At 71.6% G+C, this 25,043-nt stretch carries 21 protein-coding genes and 1 riboswitch; of the genes, 11 read left to right on the plus strand and 10 right to left on the minus strand.

All coding sequences use genetic code 11. From position 1 onward, the window contains the following. Positions 1-44 precede the first annotated feature (44 nt). A complete protein-coding gene (locus tag ACFZB3_RS10150) occupies positions 45-560 on the minus strand; it encodes a hypothetical protein (RefSeq protein ID WP_391372647.1) in 516 nt (171 codons plus the stop codon). 300 nt (positions 561-860) lie between these two features. Between ACFZB3_RS10150 and recQ the strand changes: the two genes are divergently transcribed. After that, entirely contained in the window at positions 861-2,882 is a 2,022-nt protein-coding gene (recQ, locus tag ACFZB3_RS10155) for a DNA helicase RecQ (RefSeq protein ID WP_391374001.1), read from the plus strand. Positions 2,883-2,988: 106 nt separating this feature from the next. Here the strand turns inward: recQ and ACFZB3_RS10160 are convergent, their stop codons facing one another. From ACFZB3_RS10160 to fahA, 3 genes are all read right to left on the minus strand, one after another. Beyond that, positions 2,989-3,636, minus strand: coding sequence for a tetratricopeptide repeat protein (locus ACFZB3_RS10160; protein ID WP_391372650.1), 648 nt, complete (start codon positions 3,634-3,636; stop codon positions 2,989-2,991). 81 nt (positions 3,637-3,717) lie between these two features. Beyond that, positions 3,718-4,656, minus strand: a complete 939-nt coding sequence (locus tag ACFZB3_RS10165) for a M48 family metalloprotease (RefSeq protein ID WP_391372653.1) — start codon at positions 4,654-4,656, stop codon at positions 3,718-3,720. Between the two features lie 244 nt (positions 4,657-4,900). Next, the gene (gene fahA / locus ACFZB3_RS10170; RefSeq protein WP_391374003.1) at positions 4,901-6,112 is read right to left on the minus strand and encodes a fumarylacetoacetase; all 1,212 of its coding nucleotides are present in this window, start codon (positions 6,110-6,112) and stop codon (positions 4,901-4,903) included. Between the two features lie 276 nt (positions 6,113-6,388). On the opposite strand from fahA, the gene ACFZB3_RS10175 reads away from it, so the two are divergent. The 3 genes from ACFZB3_RS10175 (at position 6,389) to ACFZB3_RS10185 (ending at position 10,090) form a co-directional block, all read left to right on the plus strand. After that, on the plus strand, positions 6,389-7,633 hold the full coding sequence (locus ACFZB3_RS10175; protein WP_391374006.1) for an ATP-grasp domain-containing protein: 1,245 nt from the start codon (positions 6,389-6,391) through the stop codon (positions 7,631-7,633). Positions 7,634-7,660: 27 nt separating this feature from the next. Next, a complete protein-coding gene (locus tag ACFZB3_RS10180; protein ID WP_391372656.1) occupies positions 7,661-8,911 on the plus strand; it encodes an FAD-dependent oxidoreductase in 1,251 nt (416 codons plus the stop codon). Between the two features lie 372 nt (positions 8,912-9,283). Then, positions 9,284-10,090 (plus strand): Cof-type HAD-IIB family hydrolase, encoded by an 807-nt coding sequence (locus tag ACFZB3_RS10185; RefSeq protein ID WP_391372659.1) that lies wholly within the window; start codon positions 9,284-9,286, stop codon positions 10,088-10,090. Between the two features lie 18 nt (positions 10,091-10,108). On the opposite strand, the gene ACFZB3_RS10190 is transcribed toward ACFZB3_RS10185, so the two are convergent. Beyond that, positions 10,109-10,597, minus strand: a complete 489-nt coding sequence (locus ACFZB3_RS10190) for a transglycosylase SLT domain-containing protein (protein WP_391372661.1) — start codon at positions 10,595-10,597, stop codon at positions 10,109-10,111. A gap of 5 nt (positions 10,598-10,602) precedes the next feature. Next, positions 10,603-10,799: riboswitch (cyclic di-AMP (ydaO/yuaA leader) on the minus strand. 1,138 nt (positions 10,800-11,937) lie between these two features. Between ACFZB3_RS10190 and ACFZB3_RS10195 the strand changes: the two genes are divergently transcribed. The 6 genes from ACFZB3_RS10195 to ACFZB3_RS10220 all read left to right on the plus strand — a co-directional run bounded on the left by ACFZB3_RS10195 (position 11,938) and on the right by ACFZB3_RS10220 (position 18,920). Further along, entirely contained in the window at positions 11,938-12,948 is a 1,011-nt protein-coding gene (locus ACFZB3_RS10195) for a polyprenyl synthetase family protein (RefSeq protein ID WP_391372664.1), read from the plus strand. Between the two features lie 118 nt (positions 12,949-13,066). Next, positions 13,067-14,002, plus strand: a complete 936-nt coding sequence (locus ACFZB3_RS10200; protein ID WP_391372667.1) for a CHRD domain-containing protein — start codon at positions 13,067-13,069, stop codon at positions 14,000-14,002. A 249-nt stretch (positions 14,003-14,251) separates the two neighbouring features. Next, positions 14,252-15,508 carry an outer membrane lipoprotein carrier protein LolA gene (locus tag ACFZB3_RS10205; protein ID WP_391372670.1) on the plus strand — a complete coding sequence of 419 codons (1,257 nt, stop codon included), beginning with the start codon at positions 14,252-14,254 and terminating at the stop codon, positions 15,506-15,508. Between the two features lie 60 nt (positions 15,509-15,568). After that, positions 15,569-16,588, plus strand: a complete 1,020-nt coding sequence (locus ACFZB3_RS10210; protein WP_391372673.1) for an ATP-binding cassette domain-containing protein — start codon at positions 15,569-15,571, stop codon at positions 16,586-16,588. Beyond that, positions 16,575-17,462: an ABC transporter permease gene (locus ACFZB3_RS10215; RefSeq protein WP_391372676.1), complete on the plus strand. Its 888-nt coding sequence runs from the start codon at positions 16,575-16,577 to the stop codon at positions 17,460-17,462. Before ACFZB3_RS10210 ends, ACFZB3_RS10215 begins: the two co-directional genes overlap by 14 nt. A gap of 168 nt (positions 17,463-17,630) precedes the next feature. Further along, on the plus strand, positions 17,631-18,920 hold the full coding sequence (locus ACFZB3_RS10220) for a tetratricopeptide repeat protein (RefSeq protein WP_391372679.1): 1,290 nt from the start codon (positions 17,631-17,633) through the stop codon (positions 18,918-18,920). A gap of 15 nt (positions 18,921-18,935) precedes the next feature. Here the strand turns inward: ACFZB3_RS10220 and ACFZB3_RS10225 are convergent, their stop codons facing one another. The 3 genes from ACFZB3_RS10225 to ACFZB3_RS10235 all read right to left on the minus strand — a co-directional run bounded on the left by ACFZB3_RS10225 (position 18,936) and on the right by ACFZB3_RS10235 (position 21,372). Next, positions 18,936-19,400 carry a VOC family protein gene (locus tag ACFZB3_RS10225; protein WP_391372682.1) on the minus strand — a complete coding sequence of 155 codons (465 nt, stop codon included), beginning with the start codon at positions 19,398-19,400 and terminating at the stop codon, positions 18,936-18,938. Between the two features lie 31 nt (positions 19,401-19,431). After that, a complete protein-coding gene (gene rarD / locus ACFZB3_RS10230; protein WP_391372685.1) occupies positions 19,432-20,397 on the minus strand; it encodes an EamA family transporter RarD in 966 nt (321 codons plus the stop codon). A 123-nt stretch (positions 20,398-20,520) separates the two neighbouring features. Beyond that, a complete protein-coding gene (locus ACFZB3_RS10235; RefSeq protein ID WP_391372688.1) occupies positions 20,521-21,372 on the minus strand; it encodes an NAD(P)H-binding protein in 852 nt (283 codons plus the stop codon). Positions 21,373-21,614: 242 nt separating this feature from the next. Here ACFZB3_RS10235 and ACFZB3_RS10240 point away from each other — a divergent pair, with 242 nt between their 5' ends. Then, positions 21,615-21,953 carry a helix-turn-helix domain-containing protein gene (locus ACFZB3_RS10240; protein WP_361283349.1) on the plus strand — a complete coding sequence of 113 codons (339 nt, stop codon included), beginning with the start codon at positions 21,615-21,617 and terminating at the stop codon, positions 21,951-21,953. 87 nt (positions 21,954-22,040) lie between these two features. On the opposite strand, the gene ACFZB3_RS10245 is transcribed toward ACFZB3_RS10240, so the two are convergent. After that, positions 22,041-23,114: a thiamine pyrophosphate-dependent enzyme gene (locus ACFZB3_RS10245; protein ID WP_391372691.1), complete on the minus strand. Its 1,074-nt coding sequence runs from the start codon at positions 23,112-23,114 to the stop codon at positions 22,041-22,043. Next, positions 23,107-25,035: a 2-oxoacid:acceptor oxidoreductase subunit alpha gene (locus ACFZB3_RS10250; RefSeq protein ID WP_391372693.1), complete on the minus strand. Its 1,929-nt coding sequence runs from the start codon at positions 25,033-25,035 to the stop codon at positions 23,107-23,109. The genes ACFZB3_RS10245 and ACFZB3_RS10250 overlap by 8 nt, the downstream gene beginning before the upstream one ends. Positions 25,036-25,043: the final 8 nt, after the last annotated feature.

The raw sequence follows: 25,043 nt of genomic DNA on the forward strand, positions 1-25,043 counted from the left end.
CTCCCGCACAGGAGCCGGGGCCCACGCGCGTGTGCGCCCCGGGGCTACGGGCACGCCACCGTGGGATTCCACGGCGCGAGCAGGCCGCTCGGGTTGTCCTTCCAGATCCACGCGCGCAACGTGTACACCGGCCCCGGGACACCGGGAACCGTCGTCGCCGGCTGGAACTGCTGTCCGAACAACGTCGGCGCGGTGGTGCCGCTGCCCGCCGGCACGATCCACTCCACCGCGACCAGGGCGCGGTTGCCGTCGGCGTCGGCCTCGTAGAGGAGACCCGCGGGCTCGGCCGGGTCCAGACTGCCGACGTCGGCGAGCTTGACGTAGTGGTAGCCCGCGCCGCCCTGGGCGGTCCGGTCGCAGGCGTCGGACCGGGTATGACCGTCCGTGATCGCGAACGGCTCGTACTGGTAGTCCGCCGTCGCCGTGTACGTCGGGGTCAGATCCGTCCACACGAACGGGTCGGGATCGGGGACGGGAGCCGCGTCGGCGGGCACCGCGGCCAGGGCGAACGGCACGGCCAGCGCCAGAGCGGCGCCGGCGGTGCGGGACCTGAGAGACATCCTGATGCTCCTTGGGGCGGAAGAGGCCCGCGAACGCGACGCCTCCGTACGGCACGGGCCTCCCCGGTCCCGCCCGTGCAGCATGGCCCGCACCGCTTCCGGGCCGCCACGCGAAGACCGCCAAAGGACTGAGGGCACCGCCGGACGGGGGAACCCCCACAGCCGCGCCCGCTCCCCGGCGGAAAGACCCCGTACCGGTGCCCCTCCCGGGCGGGCAGCCTGTGGATAACTCCGGCGTTGTCGGTCCGGACCCCTATCGTGGTGGCAGTGGTCGACGGACGACGTACGGGGGACACGACGATGGGCGGGACGGGCGGGACCGACGAGATGCCAGGGACGACCGAGACGCCGGGTGCGCCGCAGGCGCAGGGACCGGCGGACAGCGAGGCACTGGCCACGCTGCACCGGGTCTTCGGGTACGACGCCTTCCGGGGCGAGCAGCAGGCGATCATCGATCATGTGGTGGCGGGCGGCGACGCCGTCGTCCTGATGCCCACCGGCGGCGGAAAATCACTGTGCTACCAGATTCCCGCCCTGGTCAGACCAGGTACGGGCGTGGTGGTCTCACCGCTCATCGCCCTCATGCAGGACCAGGTGGACGCGCTGCGCGCTCTCGGCGTCAACGCCGGGTTCATCAACTCGACCCAGGACTTCGACGAGCGGCGCGTGGTCGAGGCCCAGTTCCTCGCGGGCGAGCTCGACCTGCTCTACCTCGCCCCCGAGCGGCTCCGCCTGGACTCCACCCTCGACCTGCTCGGCCGCGGCAAGATCGCCGTCTTCGCCATCGACGAGGCGCACTGCGTCTCCCAGTGGGGCCACGACTTCCGCCCCGACTACCTCGCCCTCTCCCTCCTCGGCGAGCGCTGGCCCGACGTCCCGCGCCTCGCGCTCACGGCCACCGCCACCCACGCCACCCACCAGGAGATCACCCAGCGGCTGCACATGCCGACGGCCCGGCACTTCGTGGCCAGCTTCGACCGGCCCAACATCCAGTACCGGATCGTCCCCAAGGCCGACCCCAAGAAGCAGCTGCTCGCCTTCCTCCGCCAGGAGCACGAGGGCGACGCGGGCATCGTCTACTGCCTCTCCCGCAAGTCCGTCGAATCCACCGCCGAGTTCCTCACCCGCAACGGCGTCGACGCCGTGCCCTACCACGCCGGCCTCGACGCGGGCACCCGCGCCGCCCACCAGTCCCGCTTCCTGCGCGAGGACGGTCTGGTCGTGGTCGCCACCATCGCCTTCGGCATGGGCATCGACAAACCCGACGTCCGCTTCGTCGCCCACCTCGACCTGCCCAAGTCCGTCGAGGGCTACTACCAGGAGACCGGCCGCGCGGGCCGTGACAGCCTGCCCTCCACCGCCTGGATGGCCTACGGCCTCAACGACGTCATACAGCAGCGCAAACTCATCCAGTCCGGCGAGGGCGACGAGGCCTTCCGCCGCCGCGCCCAGGCCCACCTCGACTCCATGCTCGCCCTGTGCGAGACCGCCCAGTGCCGCCGCGGGCAGCTCCTCAACTACTTCGGCCAGGACCCCGACGCCGCGGGCTGCGGCAACTGCGACACCTGTCTCACCCCGCCCGAGACCTGGGACGGCACCGTCGCCGCCCAGAAGGTCCTCTCCACCGTCGTACGGCTCCAGCGCGAACGCGGGCAGAAGTTCGGTGCCGTCCAGATCGTCGACATCCTGCTCGGCAAGCGCACGGCCAAGGTCATCCAGTTCGACCACGACCAGCTGTCCGTCTTCGGTATCGGCACCGACCTCGACGAAGGCGAATGGCGCGGCGTCGTCCGCCAGCTGCTCGCCCAGGGGCTGCTCGCGGTCGAGGGCGAGTACGGCACCCTGGTGCTCACCGAGGCCAGCGGGACGGTACTGCGCCGGGAACGCGACGTCCCGCTGCGGAAGGAGCCGAAGAAGCCGGCGGTCGCACGGGCGTCCGGGAGCTCCGGTTCCGCCGGGTCCTCCGGCAAGGGCAAGGCCAAGGCCGCCGTGGCCGAGCTGCCCGAGGAGCTGCTCCCCGCCTTCGAGGCCCTGCGCGCCTGGCGCGCCGAGCAGGCCCGCGAACAGGGCGTACCCGCCTACGTGATCTTCCACGACGCCACCCTGCGGGAGATCGTCAGCCGGTGGCCCGAGTCCGTCGCCGAACTCGCCACCATCGGCGGGGTCGGCGAGAAGAAGCTCATGACGTACGGAGAGGGCGTCCTCGGGGCGCTGGCCGCCCTGAAGACGCCGCCCGCCCCGGCCTCCGCCGCACCGGGGACCGGGGAGGAGGACCACTGGCCCGAGATGGACGCGGAGCCGGAACCGGAGGACTGGGTATAGGACCCGCGGCGCCGGTACGGCGGCGCGGGAGCCGCCTCGGCCCCCTCGCCGCCCCGGCCCTTGCTCCGGCACTTCGGCACAGCCGCGGATCCGCGTCCGCGGACGGCTAGGCACCCATGGACGCGCGGGCCTGTTCGACCCACCCCGAGACCGCCTTGGCGCCGCAGCCCTGGGCGACCGTCTGTGCCTCGTCGAGGTGCCGGAGTGCCAGCGGCCGGTTGCCGGTCTCGGCCGCGAGGTAGGCGAGGGCCACCAGACCTGCCGCTTCCCCGGGCCTGAAGCCGATCTCCCGGCGCAGCGCCACCGACTCGGTGAGCTTCTTGCGGGCCCGGTCGAAGTCGCCCGCGTCCTTGTCGACGAAGCCGAGATGGCGAACCGCGTAGGACATCGTCCGCCGGTCGTCGACGGACTTCGCCAGCGCGTACGACTGTTCGAAGTACGGTCTGCCGGTGGTGCCCTCGCCCTTCACCACCTGGTGCCAGCAGCCGATCCAGAACAACGCGTCCGCCTCACCCGACGCGTCCTCCAGCCGGCGGTACAACTCTGCCGCGCGCTCGAAGAACGCCACTTCCCCGCTGTCCTCCTCGCGGCTGTCGAGGAAGCGCACGTGCAGTACCTTGCCCCGTGCCATCGAAAGCCGTGCCTCGACCGCGTCCAGTACGTCGTCGGAGCGGTCCGGCGCGGACGCGTCCCCGCCGAACATCGCCGCTTCGAAAAGCTCTTCCGCCTGCACGACCCAGTCCTGCTCCTGCATCCGCAGCCCCCGCTCTTCCCGTCTCCCCGTCGGACGACGACAGCGCCGAGGCTAACCCCGCGCAGGCCGGTGGCGCTCGCTCTAGCCGAGTGCCGTCAGCCCCGGTGCGAACGCGATCAGGAGCGGCAGCAGGGGGACCAGGGCGGCCACCGTCGTCGTCAGGGCCCGCTGGCGGCGCAGCAGCCGTGGCGGCGGTTCCAGCAGGCGGTCGACCCGCTCGCCCAGCAGCCGGCGGCTCGACGCGCAGGACAGGACACCGCGGTGCTGGTTCAGCTCGATCAGGGCCAGTGCGGTGGTGAGGTGGCCGCAGCGGCGGGACGCCGTGTCGTCCGCGGCGAGTTCGACGAGCCGGTGGGTCTGGTCGCAGAAGTGGGAGAAGAGCGGCACGCGCGGGAAACCCGTGGCCAGGGCGCTGGACAGGTGGAGCAGCCAGTCGTGATGGGCGCGGGCGTGCCCCCGTTCGTGGGTGAGTACGGCGTCGAGCTGGTGGTCGGTGAGGCGGTGCAGCGCCCCCGTCGTCACGACCAGCTGCGGTGGATGGCCCGGCATCCACCACGCGTCCGGGTACTCGTCCTCCAGCACCAGCATCGGGCCGCGCGCCGCGGGCAGCCCCGCCGGCAGTTCGGGCGCCCGCTCCCGCAGGTGCGCCCGGGTCCGGTCGCGGCGGCGCCGGGCCTCGACCAGTTCGCGCGCCAGCATCGCCGTCGTCCACGCGGCCCCGGAGGCCAGCAGCACCGTGAGGGCGACCGCCCACAGGGGCGCGACGGAGAGGTCGTACGCGGCGGTGACCGCCGGCGGAGCCGGGGCGAACACCCGGTCGCGCACGGTGTGGAAGACGGCGGCCGCGCCCAGGGTCAGCGCGGCCAGGCAGCACATCAGCACGGTGGCGACCAGGCACTGCCACACCCACAGCGCGACCACCGGTTCCCGCTCCGGCCACAGGGACCGCACCAGGGCACGCGGTGCGGGCACGGCGGCCGCCAGGGCGACGACGGTCAGCAGGAGCAGGCAGACGGTCATGCCGGGGCTCCGTTTCCTGATCGGAGATGTGCGCGGGTGATCGGTGGTGCGGGGTGATACGCCGTTGCGTGACCTGGTGCGGGCGCCGGCGCGGCACGCGATGCGTGCGCCGACGCCCCGCACGGTGCGCGTGCGGGCGCATCGCATGGTGCGTGTCCCGTCAGTATGACGGTGCCGGGCGCCCCGAGTCAGGTGACGACGACGATCCGGGCGCGCCCCTCCGTCCCAGGGCCGGGCGCCCTCGTCACCCCGTCACGACCCGCCCGCTGACCTCCCCGAGCCCCACCCGGCTGCCGCCCGGCCCCGGAGCCCATGCCGACATCGTCACCACGTCGCCGTCCTCCAGGTACGTCCGCTTCCCGTCCGGGAGTTCGAGCGGATCGCGTCCGTTCCAGGTCAGCTCCAGCAGCGACCCGCGCTGCCCGGGCTCCGCGCCGCTCACCGTGCCGGAGCCGTACAGGTCGCCGGTGCGCAGGGAGGCTCCGTTGACCGTCATGTGGGCGAGCTGCTGGGCGGCGGTCCAGTACATGGTGGCGAACGGCGGCTCGGACACCGTCTCCCCGTTGATCGCGATCGAGATCCGCAGGTCGTAACCGGCGGGCTCCTCCGTGGCGTCGTCGAGGTACGGCAGCAGCGGATGCGTCCGCCGCGGCGGGGCGATCCGCGCGTCCTCCAGCGCGTCCAGCGGGGTGATCCACGCCGAGACCGAGGTGGCGAACGACTTGCCGAGGAACGGGCCGAGCGGAACGTACTCCCAGGCCTGGATGTCCCGCGCGGACCAGTCGTTCAGCAGGCAGAGCCCGAACACGTGCTCCCTGAAGTCGCCCAGCGCCACCGGCCTGCCCTGCTGCGACGGCGTGCCGACGACGAAGCCGACCTCGGCCTCGATGTCCAGCCGTACCGAGGGGCCGAACGACGGTGCCGGGTCCGCGGGTGCCTTCCGCTGTCCCGAGGGCCGTACGACGTCCGTCCCGGAGACCACGACCGTGCCCGCGCGGCCGTGGTAACCGATGGGCAGGTGCTTCCAGTTGGGGGTGAGCGGTTCGGCGGCGTCGGGGCGGAAGATGCGGCCGGCGTTCCGGGCGTGGTTCTCGGAGGCGTAGAAGTCGACGTAGTCGGCGACCTCGAAGGGGAGGTGCAGGGTCACCTCGGGCAGCGGGTGCAGGAGGGGCGCGAGCGTCTCGCGGTGCGCGGGCACGGTCACCCAGGCGGTCAGGGCGCGCCGTACGTCCGACCAGGTGGTGCGGCCGGCGGCCAGCAGCGGGTTGAGGGTCGGCCGGGCGAGCAGGGAGGCGTACGGGGAGCCGAGGGCGAGGGCCGCGGCGCCGGCGTCGAGGACGTGGTCGCCGAGGCGGACGCCGACCCTCCGTTCCGTGCCCTCGGAGGTCGAGAACACGCCATACGGAAGGTTGTTCGGGCCGAAGGGATCACCCTCGGGGACCTCGAAGGGGGGCAAGGGGGGCATGGGGTGACTGCCTCGCTCTCATCCGTGCCGCGCGGGGCCGGCCATGTGGCGACGTCGCTATGGCGTTCCGCGGCATTCCATGTGGTCGCGCCACACGTTACGGGTGAGTTGGCTGTCGTGACAGTGTCTAAAGAGTTCGCAATGTCCTAATAGGCCTTGTCGGAGGGGGCAATTCCGGCTTAGCGTCCTTTGGGGGACACGGACGGGGTGGATCCGGTCCGTAGAGGGGGACACGTGGGGGGACCCGTGGCCAGGAATGCCGTCAGCGTGCCGTTCGAGGCGGACCGCGACGTGCCGGGCCTGATCGTCAAGTTCGGCGACTATCCGCTGCATCACGGCGGGGTCGGCGCGATTCGCAGCCTGGGCCGCCTGGGCGTTCCGATGTACGCGATAACAGAGGACGCGTACACACCGGCGGCTTCGTCCCGTTATCTCAAACGGGCGTTCGTATGGCCGACAACGGGCGCCGAGGAACCGGACCATCTCGTCGAGGGACTGCTGCGCATCGGCCGCCGCATCGGCCGTCCGACCGTGCTGATCCCCACCGACGAGGAGGCCGCCGTCCTGATCGCCGAGCACCAGGACGCGCTCGGCGACCGCTTCCTCTTCCCGCGCGTGGACCCCGGACTGCCCCGCCGGCTGGCGAGCAAACAGGGCCTGCACGAACTGTGCGTGGAGCACGGCATCCCGAGCCCGGCGGCCTCCTTCCCGGACTCGTACGACGAGATCGTCGACTTCGCGGAGAAGGCCCGCTTCCCGATCGTCGCCAAGAACCGTGAGGCGTTCGTCCGGCGCAAGCAGCCCGCCGTCAACGGAACGACGCGGATCGCCACCCGGGAGGGGCTGCTCACCCTCGCCCGTGACTGGGGCACCCATCCGGGTGTCATCCTCCAGGAGTACCTCCCGCGGGAGGAGGCCGAGGACTGGATCGTGCACGCCTACTTCGACGCCGACTCGAGTCCGCGCGCCCTGTTCACCGGGGTCAAGGTCCGCTCCTGGCCGCCGCACGCCGGCATGACCGCGAACGCGTACGTCGTCGACAACCCGGAACTCGCCGACCTCGCCGCGCGTTTCATCAAGCAGATCGGCTTCACCGGCGTCATCGATCTCGACCTGCGCTTCGACCGGCGGGACGGGCAGTACAAACTGCTCGACTTCAACCCGCGCATGGGCGCCCAGTTCCGGCTCTTCGAGAGCGAGTCCGGGGTGGACGTCGTCCGCGCCATGCACCTGGACCTGACCGGGCGCCGCGTTCCGGAGGGGGAACAGCGGGCCGGCCACCGGTACGTCGTGGAGAACATCGACCTGCCCGCCCTCCTCGCCTACCGCCGCAGCGGCTACACGACGCCGCACGCGCCGAAGCGGCCGAGCGGGACCGAGCTGGCCTGGCTGGCGGGCGACGACCCGCTGCCGTTCGTCACGATGCTCGCCCGCTTCGTGCGTCCGGGTGCGAAGCACCTCTACCAGCTGTGGCGCACCAACCGCCGCGGCTCCGGCGCCGCCACGAAGTAGTCACCACGTTCCTGGGGGAGGGACTACGTGATCGAACCGGTAGCAGTCATCGGTGCCGGGCCCTTCGGCCTGTCCACCGCCGCCCATCTGCGGGCGCGCGGCATCCCCGTCCGGGTCTTCGGCGACCCCATGGTCAGCTGGCGCGACCACATGCCGGCCGGGATGATCCTGAAGTCCACCCCGGCCGCCTCCAGCCTGGACTGCCCGCAGCACGGGCACACCCTCGCCGACTACTGCGACGCCGTGGGCACCCGCCGCCTGGTGACCGACGAGGACGTCATCCCGGTGGAGACCTTCATCGGCTACGGCGAGTGGTTCCAGCGGAAACTGGTGCCCCGGCTGGAGCGGGTACGGGTGGTCTCCGTGAACCGGCACACGGCAGACCGGCACACGGCGGAGCGGCACGAGGCGGACCGGCGCGATGCGCAAGGCTCGGCGGGGTTCGGACTTGAGCTGGACTCGGGGGAGTCGTTCACCGCCCGTGCGGTCGTCGTCGCCACCGGACTGTCCGGGCTCGCCCGCCTCCCCGCGGAGCTCGCCCGGGCGGGCGCCGACGGACCCGCGGGGCCGGTCTCGCACAGCTCCCAGCACCACGACCTGACCCGTTTCTCCGGCAAGGAACTGATCGTCGTAGGTGCTGGGCAGTCCGCGCTGGAGACGGCCGCCCTCGCCGCGGAGGCCGGCGCCCGGGTGCGGGTGGTCTCGCGGGGGCACGGCAGGGTCGCCTTCGGCGCCCCGCCCTGGGACCAGCCGAAGCTGCGCCCGGAGTCGCCGTTCGGCCGTGCCTGGTCCCTGTGGGCTCTCAGCTACTACCCGCACCCCTACCGCTACCTCCCGGCGCAGACCCGCCACTACCTGGTGCGCCGGGTGCTCGGCCCGCTCGGCGCCTGGTGGCTGCGCGACCGCTTCGAGGGCAAGGTCGAGGTCCGCGAGGTCGCCGCCGTGACCGGTGCCGACACCTCCGGCGGCGCGCCGGTCCTCACCGTCCGCACCCACGACGGCGGCACCGACCGACTCACCGCCGACCACGTCATAGCCGCCACCGGCTACCGCGTGGACACCGCCGCGATGGACTTCCTCGGCTCCGGGCTGCGCACCCGTGTCGCCGTCACGCGCGGCGCCCCCAGACTCGGCGCCGGGTACGTCTCCTCCGTACCCGGCCTGTACTTCACGGGCCTCCCGGCGGCGGCGTCGTACGGTCCCGTGATGCGGTTCGTGTGCGGCACGGAGTTCGCCTCACCGCGCCTGGCCGCCCACCTGGCGGCGGCCCACGCCTGACACCGCGGAGACCGACCGGCACCCGGCCCCGAGGACCACCACCGGCAGCGGCCGCCCGGGGATCTTCTCGGTCCGACCGCCGTCGTGTGGATCCCGGGCCGGCCGGGTTCCCGCGCCGGCGGAGTCCAGCCCCAACAACCCGCGCGTGCCGTCCAGTTCGGCGGCATCGCCGCCCCCGTCGAACCAGAGTCCGAGCCGTCGGCCCTCCTCGGCTGCAGCGCACCGTCGGCCGGGCCCTCGATGCCGTTGCCGAGCGTCCTGGAAAACGTAACGCCCGCCACTGACAACGGCCCCATCACGGAGGCGGCGGGCGCCACTTGAGGTCCAAACGCCCAGTGAGTCCCAGGGCCGGGCTGTCCGTATTCTCTGATCATGGCCGCACCCTCCCCGTACTCACTGATCGCCACCGACCTGGACGGCTCGCTGCTGCGCGGCGACGACACCCTCTCGGAACGGTCGCTCGCCGCGCTCGCGCGGGCGGCCCGGGCCGGTGCCCGGCACCTCGTGGTGACCGGCCGGCCGGCCCCGAGAGTGCGCCCGCTCCTCGACGACCTCGGCTGCACGGGACTCGCGGTCTGCGGCCAGGGCGCGCAGGTGTACGACGCCGGCGCGGACCGGCTGCTGTGGTCGGTCACCCTGGACCGGGAGCTGGCGGAGACCGCGCTCGGCAAGATCGAGGCCGAGGTCGGCCAGGTGTACGCGGCGGTCGACCAGGACGGCGTGGACGGGCTCACGCTCATCGAGCCGGGCTACCTGATGCCCCATCCCACGCTGCCCGCGCTGCGCGTCGCCCGGCGCGACGACCTGTGGTGCGCGCCCATCAGCAAGGTGCTGCTGCGCCACCACGCCCTGTCCGACGACGAACTGGCGACGACCGCCCGCTCGGTGGTCGGATCGCTGGCGACGGTCACGATGTCGGGGCCGGGGACCGTGGAACTGCAGCCGTGCGGGGTGACCAAGGCGACCGGGCTCGCGCTGGCCGCCGAACGGCTGGGGCTGAGCCCGGGACAGGCCATCGCCTTCGGCGACATGCCCAACGACATCCCGATGTTCGAGTGGGCGGCCCATGGGGTGGCGATGGCCAACGCCCACCCCGAACTCAAGGCGCTGGCCGACGAGATCACCACGTCGAACGAGGACGACGGCATCGCCGTCGTCCTCGAAAGACTCTTCGACTGACGCGGGGCGTCGGCCGGGTCAGTACGCGCCGTTGACGTTGTCGATCGAGCCGTACCGTGCGGCGGCGTAGTTGCAGGCGGCGGTGATGTTCGCGACCGGGTCGTAGATGTCGAACGACGTGCCGTCCACGTGGTAGGCCTTGAACGTCGGGTCGATGACCTGGAGCAGGCCCTTGGACGGGATGCCCTTGGCCGCGTTGGAGTCCCAGAGGTTGATGGCCCGCGGGTTGCCGGAGGACTCGCGCATCAGGTTGCGGTAGATGCCGTTGTAGGTGCCCGGGATGCTCTTCTCCCGCATGATCGCGAGCGACTCGCGGATCCAGCCGTCGAGGTTGTTCGGGTACCCGGCAAGGGTGGTCGAGGCCGTCGTGGTGGTGGACCCGGCGGCGGAGGCGGTGGTCGCCCCGATCAGCGGGAGGGCGAGAACGGCGGCGCCGGTTCCGGCGACGACAAGCGTGCGGAGGACGCGGTTACGGCGGGGACGGCGGTGCTGGGCGGCAGCAGGCATGGCGAAGTTCCTCTCCGTCGCCTGCGAGGTGAGCTGTCGGGTTCGGGCCCGGGGAGTGCCCGGCCGCACCGCCCGAAGGCGATGCGACTTCACCCCTAGCCGTTCCGGAACGACGTCTGTGCTGTGACGTCGGCCGCCCGGTCCGGCGACTTACCTGGGTCCCCCGCTCCTGCCGTGCGAATGAACTCGTCGATGGGTCACTACGGGCGGCGGCAGGATTCGGCGTCCGCCCGGCGAGCCGGAACGTATGCGAGAGCACATGTCCGAAACAAGAGCCTGATTCATACAACGTGCGGATTGACCTTGATCTGTGCCGTATGGGGTGCTTGATCCTTTGCGGTTGCCAACCCTCAACTGGCCCGCAGGGAAAGGGAAGGAAGGGTCGCCTAACAGCCTTTGTGGCAACCGGGCCGACGTGACCTACTTCACGAAACCGCAATAACGCCAAATCGGGCATAAGGGGCTGGTGGAATCCGTCTTTTTCCTGGTTCGGCGGAATACCGACCCGCTCGCATTAGTTGCAATTGCGCTCTCGGTTGTCCTGATGTGGATGATTTTTGCTATTAGTCCGAATTGCGGGAGTGGGTGCGCCTCGATGGCGGTCCCGCTCGCTCGAACGAGTGCCTCTGTCGTGCGCGCGTGCCGCCGGTCGGGCTCAACGGCAAGGTCGAGGCGGCTGGTTGACGGGTCCGGGTGCCGGGGGTGCGCCGAGGGTCGTTGTGTGCACGTGATTCTCGTCACTTCGGGAGGGGTGGGTCGGGGGAAGCGGGCCGGGGAGCGGGGATCGCCGGTCCGGGTGTCCACCGTGAGGACGGAACCTCCCCTGTGGTGCGAGTCGTTGACATGGCGGCAGCCCGGGCGGGGATGCCGGTCGGGGGGTATGGGTCCAGGAGGCGCAGGCCGGGGGCGGAGGCCGAGGGGTGCAGGCCGATCGATCGCGGAGGTCGTCCTGCGTGGTCCCGTGGAGGAAGGGGGTGCGGATGGGTGCGGGGTGCCGCCGTTCGTGCATCGTGTGCCCCCGCCGGCTTGGACGGGCGGTGGAAGGGGTACGCCCGGGCGGGTGGCGTCACCCGGGATCCGGACCCGGCGCGGAGCCCGATGCGGGACACGACCCGGGCCCCGGTTCGGGACAACTGTGGGCACTTCCTGTTAAGTCAGTGGATGTCAGGTCGTATCGGCTGATCAAAAACATAACGGTCGTGATCCGATAGCGCCCGGGGTGTAACCGTGGGCGCTATCGGTGATCGAAACCTGACCGGATACGCTGACTTGAGTGATGGCAGCGACCTATCGACAAACCGTGTAATCGCCAGTAGACACCAGCAGACAGGAGACCCCTCGTGACCGTCGTCGGGCCGTTCGGGCTGAGCGTGCGGGACCAGGCTCTGGAAGCCGATGTCCAGGCCGGATTGACGGCTGTCGAGGAGGGCTTGCTAGAAGCCACCAAGAGCGAGGTCCCGTTCATCACGGAGGCCGCGCAGCACCTCGTCCGGGCCGGCGGGAAGCGGTTCCGCCCGCTGCTGGTGATGCTCGCCGCGCAGTTCGGCGACCCGTACGCGCCCGGTGTCGTGCCGTCGGCCGTCGTCGTCGAGCTCACCCACCTGGCCACGCTGTACCACGACGACGTCATGGACGAGGCCGCCGTGCGGCGCGGTGTCGACAGCGCCAACACCCGCTGGGGCAACTCGCTCGCCGTCCTCACCGGCGACTTCCTCTTCGCCCGCGCCTCCCAGATCCTCGCCGACCTCGGCCCCGAGGCGGTCCGGGTCCAGGCCCTCGCGTTCGAGCGGCTGGTGACCGGTCAGATCCTTGAGACGGCAGGCCCGTCGGACGGTCGTGACCCGGTCGAGCACTACCTCGACGTGCTCAGCGGCAAGACCGGCTCGCTGGTCGCGGTCTCCTGCCGCTTCGGCGCCATGCTCTCCGGTGCCGACGAGACGGTCGTCGACGTCCTCACCCAGTACGGCGAACGGCTCGGTGTCGCCTTCCAGCTCGCCGACGACGTCCTGGACATCGCCTCCGACTCCCAGGAGTCCGGGAAGACCCCGGGGACGGACCTCCGCGAGGGCGTCCCCACGCTTCCGGTGCTGCGGCTGCGGGAGCGGGCGGCCCGGCTGGGGCTGGCCGAGGACATCGCCCTGTGCGAGCTGCTGGACTCCGACCTCACGGACGACGCGCGGCACGCGGAGGCGCTGACGGCGCTGCGGGCGCATCCGGCGCTGGAGCTGGCCCGCCGGGACGCGGTCCGGTATGCGGAGGAGGCGCGGGCCGCGCTGGCTCCGCTTCCGGAGTGCGACCCGAAGGCCGCGCTGGTGGAGCTGTGCGACGCGGTGGTGCACCGAGCCGGATAGTCCGATATGTGACCCAGGTCACATAATTGGACTGAGTCCAATCCAGGACGCGTTCCGTACTCCTACCCAGAAGCCGACGCAGGGGGCGTCGGCTGACACAGGGGGAGAAAACGGAATCATGGTCATCGACGCAACGCGCCGCAAGAGCCTCGTCGCCGCCGCCATCACCGTCACCGCTCTCGGCCTCACCGCCGTCCCGGCATCGGCCGCCACCAGCCACGGCTCCACCGCCGGTCACGGCTCCACCGCCTCCGTCGTCCTCGCCGCCAGCCTGCGCGGCGCCAACGAGGTGCCCGTCGCCGGTGGACCCGCCGTCGGGGACAAGGACGGTGCGGCGCTGGAGTTCATCCAGGTCAAGGGGGACGAGGTGACCGTCGCCGTGACCTGGCGCGGTACCGGCAGGCCCACCGACCTGCACATCCACCAGGGCGCCAAGGGCACCAACGGCGGCGTCAAAATCGACTTCGGGAAGCTGCTGAAGAAGGCCAAGGGCCACAGCGTCACCGGCAGCGTCAAGGTCACCGACAAGGCCCTGCTCAAGCAGCTCACCACCGACCCCGGGGCCTTCTACGCCAACCTGCACACCGCCGAGTTCCCCGGCGGAGCCCTCCGCGGCCAGCTGCACGCCGTCACCACCGTCTCCGGCCTCAAGGGCGGCTTCCAGGCCTCCGTCGTCACCGGCAGGCAGATCTACGAGTGCAAGCCTGCCGACGGCGGCGGCTACGCCTTCGCCCAGCGCGATGTCAGCGCCAAGCTCGGCGGCGGTATCCGCCACTCCTTCGTCGCACCGAACTCCGGTACCCCGCAGTGGGTCGCACCCGACGGCACCGCGGTCACCGGAGCCGTCCTGACCAAGACGGCGAACGGCACCGGCAACATCCCCGAACTGGACCTCAAGACCACCCGGTCCGGCAAGAAGCACGGGCTGCTCGCCCACACCGGCGAGATCCTGCGCCTGAACACCGTCGGCGGCGTCGCCCCGGCCGGCTCCTGCACCCCGGGCGCCGTCGTCGGCGTCCCCTACCGGGCGGACTACGTGTTCGTGCAGCACTGAGCCGACACGGCACGTGACAGGAGGCGCCTTCGCCGCACGACCCCTACGGGTCACGGGAGGCGCCTCCACCCTTGTGTCATACCGCAGGTGTACGCGGAGTTGGCTCCGTGGGCTGACGACTGACCGCCCTCGATTTGGTGAGATGGAAACCACGGAAATCACCACCACTCACCGATTCGGGTGAGAATGGCGGCTCAGGGTGGGACACGTGCGAGGACGGCCGCCGCCGACGACGGAGGTAAGGCACACATGGCACCGTACGAATCCGACGACAGCACGGGGGCCGCGCAGGCGGACGACGAGCTGCGCGCCGAGTTGCGCGCCGAGCGGCGGCGCAAGGCCGCACGATATGTCGTCCCGGTCGCGGTGGTAGGCGTGGCCGCGGCCACCATCGGCCTGGTCCCGGCGCTCGCCGACTCCGGCGACCCCGACCTGCCGAAGATCACCGCGCAGGAACTCATCGACAAGATCGCCAAGTCGGACGTGCAGCAGCTGTCCGGCACCGTGAAGATCAGCACCGACCTCGGCCTGCCCGACCTCGGCGGTCTGGAGAGCGGCCTGCTGTCGGGCGCGACGCAGGGCGGCGGCGACGGCTCGTCGGCCGACCCGACGAGCAAGCTCACCGAGCTGGCCTCCGGCACGCACACCCTGCGGGTGGCCGCCGACGGCCCCGAGAAGCAGAAGGTGTCGGTGCTGGAGAGCGGCGCCGAGTACAGCCTCATCCACAACGGCACCGACGTGTGGGGCTACGACAGCAAGTCCAACGAGGTCTACCACTCCACCGCCGCCGACTCCGGCAAGGCCGAGCAGCACGAAACCCCCGCCACGCCCAAGGACTTCGCCGACGAGGTCCTCAAGTCGGTCGACGACACCACGTCGGTGACGGTGGACGGCACCGCCCAGGTGGCCGGCCGGGACGCCTACCGGCTCGTCATCAAGCCCAAGCAGTCCGGTACGACGGTCGGCGCGATCAGCATCGCGGTGGACGCCAGGACCGGTACCCCGCTGAAGTTCACGCTCACCCCGTCGAGCGGCGGCGCGGCCGTGATCGACGCCGGCTACACCCAGGTCAGCTTCGCGAAGCCGGCCGCCTCCACCTTCGACTTCACCCCGCCCAAGGGCGCCAAGGTCACCGAGGGCGACAAGGCCGGCAAGGACACCGGGACCGACGGGTGGGACAAGGGAGGCAAGGCCTCCGAGACGCCCGGCCACGGCTCCGCCAAGGGCCTCGACAAGTCCGGTTTCGACGTCCTCGGCAAGGGCTGGAACTCCATAGCCGTCCTTGACACCGGCAGCAAGGGCGGGCTGCCCACCGGCTCCGGCTCCGCCGCCGGCGGCGACCTGAGCGGCTTCCTCGGCTCGCTCGGAGACCCCGTCTCCGGCAAGTTCGGCAAGGGCACCGTCTTCTCCACCCGGCTGATCAACGCCCTGATCACGGACGACGGGAAGGTGTACGTCGGCGCCGTCGACAAGGCCGCGCTGGTGAAGGCCGCCGACGCGGGGTAGCAGAGAGGGCGGCGCGGGTGCGGTCAGCACCCTCTGCCGCACGACGAATCGAGGGAGCCGATGGACCGACCGTCCGCCGCGGAGCGGGAGCCGGAGGACCCGGGGAACTCCGGGCACCCCGGGGACCCGGGGGACGACGCGCCGGTGGCCGCGGGTGTCATCGACACCCGCGGCCTCACCAAGCGCTACCGCGGCGGACAGCTCGCCGTGGACGGTCTCGACCTGACCGTCCCCGCGGGCAGCGTCTTCGGCTTCCTCGGCCCGAACGGCTCCGGCAAGACCACCACCATCCGCATGCTGATGGGCCTGATCGCCCCCACCTCGGGCACGGCCCGCGTCCTCGGCCACCCGATGCCGCGCGCCTCCCGTGTCGTACTGCCGCAGGTCGGCGCCCTCATCGAGGGCCCGGCGCTGTACGGCTTCCTCTCCGGCCGCGACAACCTGCTCCGGTACGACGCCGCCGACCCGGCCGCCGACCCCCGCACCCGGCGCGCCCGCGTCGAGGCCGCGCTGGAGAGGGTGGGCCTCGCGGCCGCCGCGGCGAAGAAGGCGAAGGCCTACTCCCTCGGCATGAAGCAGCGCCTGGGCCTGGCCGCCGCGCTGCTCCAGCCCCGCAGGCTGCTGGTCCTGGATGAGCCGACCAACGGCCTCGACCCGCAGGGCATGCGGGAGATCCGCACCCTGGTGCGGGAGCTGGCCGGGGACGGCACCACCGTCTTCCTCTCCTCCCACCTCCTCGACGAGATCGAGCAGGTCTGCAGCCACGCGGCCGTGATGGCGCAGGGCCGGCTGATCGCCCAGGGCGCGGTGGCCGACCTGGTGGCCGGGGCCCGCGGCCGGCTCGTGGTGACCACCCCGGACCCCGCGGAGGCGGCCCGGGTGCTCAAGGAGCAGGGCGTCGCGGACGTCGTCGTCGCCGAGGACCGGGTGACCGGCGAGCCGCCCGAGCGCGACCTCGCCGAGGTGAACGCGGCGCTCGTCACGGCGGGCGTCCGGGTCCGCGGCTTCACCGTGGAACGGGCCTCCCTGGAGGACGCGTTCGTGGCACTGACCGGAGAGGGCTTCGATGTCGCGGGCTGACCTGGCCGTCCCGGACACAGCGGCCGCACGGCCGAACCCGCTGTGGAGCCTCGGCCTGTTGCGCAGCGAACTCGTCACCACGTTCCGCCGCTGGCGCACCCTCGCCCTGCTGGGCGTACTGGCGGCGGTGCCGATCCTCGTCGGGGTCGCCGTCCGGATCGAGACGCGGGGCGGCGGGGAGGTCGGCCGAGGCGGCGGCGCGGGCCCGGCGTTCATCGCCCAGGTCACCAACAACGGACTGTTCCTGGTGTTCACGGCACTGGCCGCGACCCTCCCGTTCTTCCTGCCGATGGCCGTCGGAGTGGTCGCCGGGGACGCGGTCGCGGGCGAGGCCGACGCCGGCACCCTGCGCTATCTGCTGGTCGCCCCGGCGGGCCGCACCCGCCTCCTGCTGGCCAAGTACGCGACGACGATGGCCTTCTGCCTGGTCGCGACCCTGGTCGTGGCGGCCTCCGCGCTCGCCGTCGGTGCACTCCTCTTCCCGCTCGGCGACCTGACGACGATCTCGGGCACCCGGATCTCCTTTGCCGACGGCCTCGGCCGCGCCCTGCTGATCGCCCTGGTGGTCGCCGTGTCCCTGGCCGGCCTCGCCGCCCTCGGCCTGTTCGTGTCCACCCTGACCAACAGCGGCATCGCGGCCATGGCGACGACCGTGGGCCTGCTCATCACGGTCCAGATCCTCGACCAGATACCCCAGCTGCACGCGCTGCAGCCGTACTTCTTCTCCCACTACTGGCTGTCCTTCGCCGACCTGATGCGCGACCCCGTCTACTGGGACGACCTGGTCAAGAACCTGGAGCTGCAGGCCCTGTACACGGCGGTGTTCGGATCGGCGGCCTGGGCGCGGTTCACGACGAGGGACATCACGGCCTAGCGGGGCCCGCAGGGTCCTGGTCCGGCCGGGGCCCGCCGGGCGCTCCTTCCTGGTGCGAGGCTGTGACGTCGCGGTGACGCGCGAGTCGTGCCGGGCGGAGACACTGGATCGTACGCACGAGTACGACCTGGGTACGACCGGATGGTGACGCCGGGGGAATGAGGGCCGATGTCCCGACTCAGCCGCGAGGAGAAGCGGGAAGTCCAGCACGAGGGGCGCCTGGTACCGGTCGACGTCCGGGTGGCGGGCGCGGCCGCGTCCGTGGACGGCGTACCGCTGTTCCCGGGTCCGGGTGAGGAACCCCAGCAGGCGGTCCTCAACCACCTCCAGCGCCTCGCCCGCGCCGCCGGCCGGCCGGTCCTCGCCACCGTCCACGACACCCGCATCGGCTATGTGGTCCCCCTCCAGGTGAACCTGGACGGCTCCAGCAGCTTCACCGGCGACCCGGTGCGCCTGGCCCAACCGGCGGCCGAAACGGCGGAACAGCCCGCGCGGAACGCATCCGGGCCGAACGCATCCGCGCCGCAGCCATCCACTCCGACGGAAACGGCATCGACGGAACAGGCACCGAAGGAACAGGCACCGAAGGAACCGGCACCGAAGGAACCCGCGCAGGCCGTGGTGCCCGCGTTCCCGCAGCAGGCGTTGCGGCCGTTGCGGGCGGTGCCGCAACCGCCCGCCGCCCCGCCGGCACCGCCGGTGCCGCCGACACCGCCCGTCCCGCCGGCCGTGGTCCCGCCCCTGCCGCCCGCTCCGGGCACCGTGCGGCCGCCCACCGGCGTCTTCGGCCCGCCGCCCGTGATGAGCCCTCCGGCTCCTGCTCCTGCCTCTGCTCCGGCCGCTGAGACGGCCTCCGCCCCCGCCCCCGAAGCGCCGCCGGCCGACCGGAACCCGGACCCCGACCCCCGTGCCACCCCCACCCCCGCCCGCGGCTTCGACGCGGTCGCCGAGGGCGTGCTCGGGGACGAGCCCGTGACGCTGACGGCGGAAGGGGCCGCGCTGCTCACCGAGCCGGTGGCGCGGATCAACGAGGCCGTCCGGACGGGCCGTATCGAAGCGGCGGCCGAGCTCGCGGAGCGCACCGTCGCCAAGGCCGCCGCGGTCCTCGGCGAGGACCACACCGAGGTCCTGCACCTGGGCGAGCTGACGGCGTACATCTCCTACCTGGCGGGCGACCCGGTGCGGGCCTTCCACCTCTCCCTCGACCTGGCCCGGCAGCGCCGGCACGCGCGGGACGGCGAGGCGGCCTACGGGAACGTGCGGAGCGCGGCGACCGCCTGGCGCGCGGTGCGCGACCCCGAGCACGGGCTGCGCCTGGGCCGCGAGCTGATCGACCTGTGGGCGCAGCTCGCCGCCGAGGAGGGCCCGGCGGCCGACGACGCCGAGGACCTGGAGTCGGCCCGCGCCCGGATGGCCCGCCTCACGGAACGCGCCCGTCGCGCGGCCGGGAACGCCTGAGCGTCGCCGCCGTCGTCACTGCACGCAGAACTCGTTGCCCTCCGGATCGGCCATCACGGTCCACGCCCCGGAGGGTTCGGAGACATGCCGCACCACGGCCGCGCCCAGCGCCTCCAGGCGCGCCACCTCGTCCGCCCGCCGCCCCTCCCCGGCGTGCAGGTCGATGTGGAGCCTGTTCTTGCCGGACTTCGCCTCCGGCACCCGCTGGAACAGCAGCCGCCGTCCCAGCCCCGTCCCGCGCTCCTCGTCGTACGGGTCGTCCGGGTGCCGTACGGCGATCAGGTCACGGAAGGCGGCCCGGCCGTGGTACTCCAGGGTCGCCGCGCCCGGCAGCGCGCCCAGCTCCAGCAGCCGGGCCACGAACGCGCTGTTGTCCTCGGCCACGTAGTGCAGCGCGGCGGCCCAGAAGTCGGCCTGCGCGTGCGGGTCACGGGCGTCGACGACGAGCTTCCAGTGCAGGGGTGCGGGCGTCTGCGTCATGCCGCCCACTTATAGCCGACGGCTCCGACAGTCACACCTGACTTGCGGGAGTCTCCGCGACCGGGGCGGCCGGCCGTGGTACCGGCGCCGCCGCGAGCGCCTGCGCGGCCCGGCGGGCGGTGCGCAGCGCGTCCCAGGTGAGCAGGGCGAGGGCGAGCCAGACCAGGGCGAAGCCGGCCCAGCGCTCAGCGGGCATGGCCTCGTGGAAGTAGAGGATGCCGAGCAGGAACTGGAAGACCGGTGCCAGGTACTGCAGCAGGCCGAGCGTGGAGAGCGGCACGCGGATCGCGGCGGCGCCGAAGCAGACCAGCGGGACGGCGGTGACGATGCCGGTGGAGGCCAGCAGGGCCGCGTGCCCGGCGCCGTCGTTGACGAAGCTCGACTTGCCGTGGCCGACCAGCCACAGCAGATAGCCGAGCGCCGGCAGGAACTGGATCGCGGTCTCCGCCGCGAGCGACTCGATGCCGCCGAGGTTGACCTTCTTCTTGACGAGTCCGTAGGTGGCGAAGGAGAAGGCGAGGACGAGGGAGATCCACGGCGGCTGCCCGTAACCGACGGCCAGCACGACGACGGCGGCGAATCCGACGCCCACCGCCGCCCACTGCGCCGGCCGCAGCCGTTCCTTCAGCAGCAGCACGCCCATGGCGATGGTCACCAGGGGGTTGATGAAGTAGCCGAGGGACGCCTCGACCACGTGCCCGGCGTTCACGGCCCAGATGTAGACGCCCCAGTTGACGGTGATCACGGCGGCGGCGACCGTCACCAGGGCCAGCCGGCGCGGCTGCCGCAGCAGCTCGCCCGCCCAGGCCCAGCGCCGTACGAAGACGAGTGCGACGGCGACGAAGACGAGGGACCACACCATCCGGTGGGCCAGGATCTCCACCGACCCGGCGGGCTTCAGCAGCGGCCAGAACAGGGGGACCAGCCCCCACATCCCGTAGGCCGCGAAGCCGTTCACCAGTCCTGTCCGCCGCTCACCCTTCGATATGTCGGCCACCGGCCCTCCTCACGCCCAGTTTCTTCAGCACACCGGGACGAAGGTAGCGCCGAGCACCCCGGTCTGTCATGGCCGTATCGGCATACGGTCATGACAGACCGGGGTGGGTCGTCTCTTCCGGGTCTACTTGAGCGCGGCGGTGATCGCCTCCGAGATCGGGGAGGTCGGGCGGCCGGCCAGACGGGAGAGGTCGCCGGAGTCGACGACCAGCTCGCCCTTGGCGATCGACGCATCGACGTCGACCAGGATCGCGGCGAACATCTCCGGCACGCCCGCGCCGGTGAGGATGCCCTGGAGTACCTCGCCGGGCACGGAGTTGTAGGCGATCTCCTTGCCGGTCTGCTTCGTGAGCTCGGCCGCGTACTCGGCGAAGCTCCAGGCGACGTCGCCGCCCAGCTCGTACGTCTGGTTCTCGTGGCCCTCGCCGGTCAGCACGGCCACCGCGGCGGCCGCGTAGTCGGCGCGGGAGGCCGAGGAGACCCGGCCCTCGCCGGCGGCCGTGACGACGGCGTCGTGCGCGAGGACCGGGGCGAGGTTCTCGGTGTAGTTCTCGTGGTACCAGCCGTTGCGCAGCAGGGTGTACGGCAGGCCGGAGGCGAGCAGCACCTCCTCGGTGGCCCGGTGGTCGTCCACCAGCGAGGCGTGCAGGCTGCCCGGGGCGCTGGTGTACGCCAGCAGGGCCACGCCGGCCGCCTTGGCGGCGTCGATGACGACCTTGTGCTGGGCGGGGCGGCCCTTGTCGAACTCGTTGCCGGAGATCAGCAGCACCTTGTCGCCGGCGGCGAAGAGACCGTCGAAGGTCTCGGGGGTGTTGTAGTCCGCGACGGCGATCGTCACGCCCGCGGCGGCGAAGTCGGCGGCCTTGGCCTCGTCGCGCACGACGGCGGTGATCTGCTCGGCCGGGACCTTCTCCAGCAGCTGCGTCACGACGTGACGGCCGAGGTGTCCGGTGGCTCCGGTGACAACGATGCTCATGGTGTGCGATCTCCTTGTGGGGTTCCGATGCCACTAACCCTAGGAGGAGCGCTAACCAGAAGAAAGTACCCACTTTGAAGTAAGGTACTGGCATGCCCGTAAGTGCCGCCGAAGCCGAAGCCGAAGCCGAAACCCAAGCCGAAGCCGAAACCCAAGCCGAAGCCAAAGCCAAAGCCAAAGCTGAAGTCGAAGCCAAGATCGAAGCCGCGCCGAAGGCCGGGACGTACGTCGTCGGTGTGGAGATGTGCCCGTACCGCCTGGTCCTGGAGCACGTCACCAGCCGCTGGGGCGTCCTGGTCCTGATCCAGCTCCTCGACCGCCCGCACCGCTTCAGCGAGCTGCGCCGGGCGATCGGCCGGGTCAGCGAGAAGATGCTCACCCAGACCCTGCAGACCCTGGAACGCGACGGCCTCGTCCACCGCGACGCCAAGCCCGTCATCCCGCCCCGCGTCGACTACTCCCTCACCGACCTCGGCCGCGAGGCCGCCCAGCAGGTGCGGGACCTGGCCCTGTGGACCGAGCGGCGGATGGCGGACGTGGAGCGCGCCCGGACGGCGTACGACGACGCGAAGCGCGCCTGAGGCCGCTGCCCCCCGGGAACACGAGTGGGGCCCGGACGCACCGTCCGGGCCCCGCTCACCGTTTTCCCGTCCTGCGGACTCCCCGGGTCAGCCCACGACCGTCCAGGTGTCCCCGCCGGCCAGCAGCCCCGCGAGGTCGCCCTTGCCGTGCTGCTCGACCGCGGTGTCCAGCTGCTCGGACATCTGCACGTCGTAGACGGGCCGTTCCACCGAGCGGAAGACACCGAGTGGCGTGTGGTGCAGGGTGTCGGGGTCGGCGAGGCGGGAGAGGGCGAACGCCGTGGTCGGGGAGGGGGAGTGGGCGTCGTGGACGAGGACCTCGGCTTCGTTGTCCGCGGTCACGTCGATGACTTTCAGGTCGCCGGTGAGCCGGTCCCGTACGACGCCGCGCGCGCCGTCCGTGCCGAAGCGGATGGGCTTGCCGTGCTCCAGGCGGATCACCGCCTCGTCGGCCGACTGCTGGTCCTTGAGCGCGTCGAAGGCGCCGTCGTTGAAGATGTTGCAGTTCTGGTAGATCTCGATGAGGGCGGTGCCCGGGTGGGCGGCGGCGGCGCGCAGTACTTCGGTGAGGTGTTTGCGGTCGGAGTCGATGGTGCGGGCGACGAAGGACGCCTCCGCGCCGATCGCGAGGGACACGGGGTTGAAGGGGGCGTCCAGTGAGCCCATCGGCGTCGATTTGGTGATCTTGCCGACTTCGGAGGTGGGGGAGTACTGGCCCTTCGTCAACCCGTAGATGCGGTTGTTGAAGAGGAGGATCTTGAGGTTGACGTTGCGGCGGAGGGCGTGGATGAGGTGGTTGCCGCCGATGGAGAGGGCGTCGCCGTCGCCGGTGACCACCCATACCGACAGGTCCCGTCGGCTGGTGGCCAGCCCGGTGGCGATGGCGGGGGCGCGGCCGTGGATGGAGTGCATGCCGTAGGTGTTCATGTAGTACGGGAAGCGGGAGGAGCAGCCGATGCCCGAGACGAAGACGATGTTCTCCTTCGCCAGTCCCAGCTCCGGCATGAACCCCTGCACGGCCGCGAGGATCGCGTAGTCACCGCAGCCCGGGCACCAGCGCACCTCCTGGTCCGACTTGAAGTCCTTCATGGACTGCTTGGCCTCGGCCTTGGGGACGAGCTGCAGCAGTCCGTCGGCGGCGTCGGTCACGGCGTCAGTCATGGATGGCCTCCTTGAGCGCAGTGGCGAGCTGCTCGGCCTTGAACGGCATGCCGTTGACCTGGTTGTACGAATGCGCGTCCACCAGGTACTTCGCCCGGATGAGGGTGGCGAGCTGGCCGAGGTTCATCTCGGGGATCACCACCTTGTCGTAGCCCTTGAGCACCGCACCGAGATTCTTCGGGAACGGGTTGAGATGCCGCAGGTGCGCCTGTGCGATCGGCTCGCCGGCCGCCCGCAGCCGCCGCACCGCCGCCGTGATCGGCCCGTACGTCGACCCCCAGCCCAGTACCAGGGTGCGGGCGCCGTCCGGGTCGTCGACCTCGATGTCGGGGACGACGATGCCGTCGATCTTGGCCTGCCGGGTGCGGACCATGAAGTCGTGGTTGGCGGGGTCGTAGGAGATGTTGCCCGTGCCGTCCTGCTTCTCGATGCCGCCGATGCGGTGCTCCAGCCCCGGTGTCCCGGGAACGGCCCAGGGGCGGGCCAGGGTCTGCGGATCCCGTTTGTACGGCCAGAAGACCTCGGTGCCGTCGTCGAGGGTGTGGTTCGGGCCGCTCGCGAACTGCACCCGCAGGTCGGGCAGTTCCTCCAGCTCCGGGATCCGCCAGGGCTCGCTGCCGTTGGCCAGGTAGCCGTCGGAGAGCAGCATGACCGGCGTCCGGTAGGTCAGCGCGATCCGGGCCGCCTCCAGAGCCGCGTCGAAGCAGTCGGCCGGCGTCCGCGGGGCGACGACCGGGACCGGTGCCTCGCCGTTGCGGCCGAACATCGCCTGCAGCAGGTCGGCCTGCTCGGTCTTGGTCGGCAGCCCGGTGGACGGCCCGCCCCGCTGGATGTCGACCACCAGCAGCGGAAGCTCCAGCGAGACCGCGAGCCCGACCGTCTCCGCCTTCAGGGCGACACCCGGACCGGACGTCGTCGTCACCGCCAGCGAGCCGCCGAACGCCGCCCCCAGGGCCGCGCCGATGCCGGCGATCTCGTCCTCGGCCTGGAAGGTGCGCACGCCGAAGTTCTTGTGCTTGGACAGCTCGTGCAGGATGTCGGAGGCCGGGGTGATCGGGTACGACCCGAGGAACAGCGGCAGATCCGCCTGCCGGCTCGCGGTGACCAGGCCGTAGGCCAGGGCCAGGTTCCCCGAGATGTTCCGGTACGTGCCGACCGGGAACGCGGTCGTCGCGGGGGCGATCTCGTAGGAGACGGCGAAGTCCTCGGTGGTCTCGCCGAAGTTCCAGCCCGCGCGGAACGCCGCCAGGTTGGCCTTCATGACCTCGGGCTTGCGGGCGAACTTCTGCTGGAGGAACCTCTCCGTGCCCTCGGTGGGCCGGTGGTACATCCATGACAAGAGGCCGAGCGCGAACATGTTCTTGCTGCGCTCGGCCTCCTTGCGGCTGAGGTCGAATTCCTTGAGTGCCTCCACGGTCAGCGTGGTCAGCGGCACCGGGTGGAGGCTGTAGCCGTCGAGCGACCCGTCCTCCAGGGGCGAGGCGTCGTAGCCGACCTTCTGCATCGCCCGTTTGGTGAACTCGTCCGTGTTGACGATGATCTCCGCACCGCGCGGCAGATCCCCGATGTTCGCCTTCAGCGCGGCCGGGTTCATCGCGACCAGCACGTTCGGCGCGTCACCCGGGGTGAGGATGTCGTGGTCGGCGAAGTGCAACTGGAACGACGAGACCCCCGGCAGAGTGCCTGCGGGGGCCCGGATCTCGGCGGGGAAGTTCGGCAGGGTCGACAGATCATTGCCGAAGGACGCTGTCTCCGACGTGAACCGGTCACCGGTGAGCTGCATACCGTCACCCGAGTCCCCCGCGAACCGGATGATCACCCGATCGAGGCGCCGGACGGCCTTCACACCGCCCGGCCTGCGCTGCTCTCCCACGACGGTTCCGTCGGCCTGTTCCGTTGTCCTGCTGACCTGGCTGGTCACTGAACTGG

Origin of the sequence: Streptomyces sp. NPDC008092 (genome assembly GCF_042957285.1) — a bacterium.
Classification (GTDB): domain Bacteria; phylum Actinomycetota; class Actinomycetes; order Streptomycetales; family Streptomycetaceae; genus Streptomyces.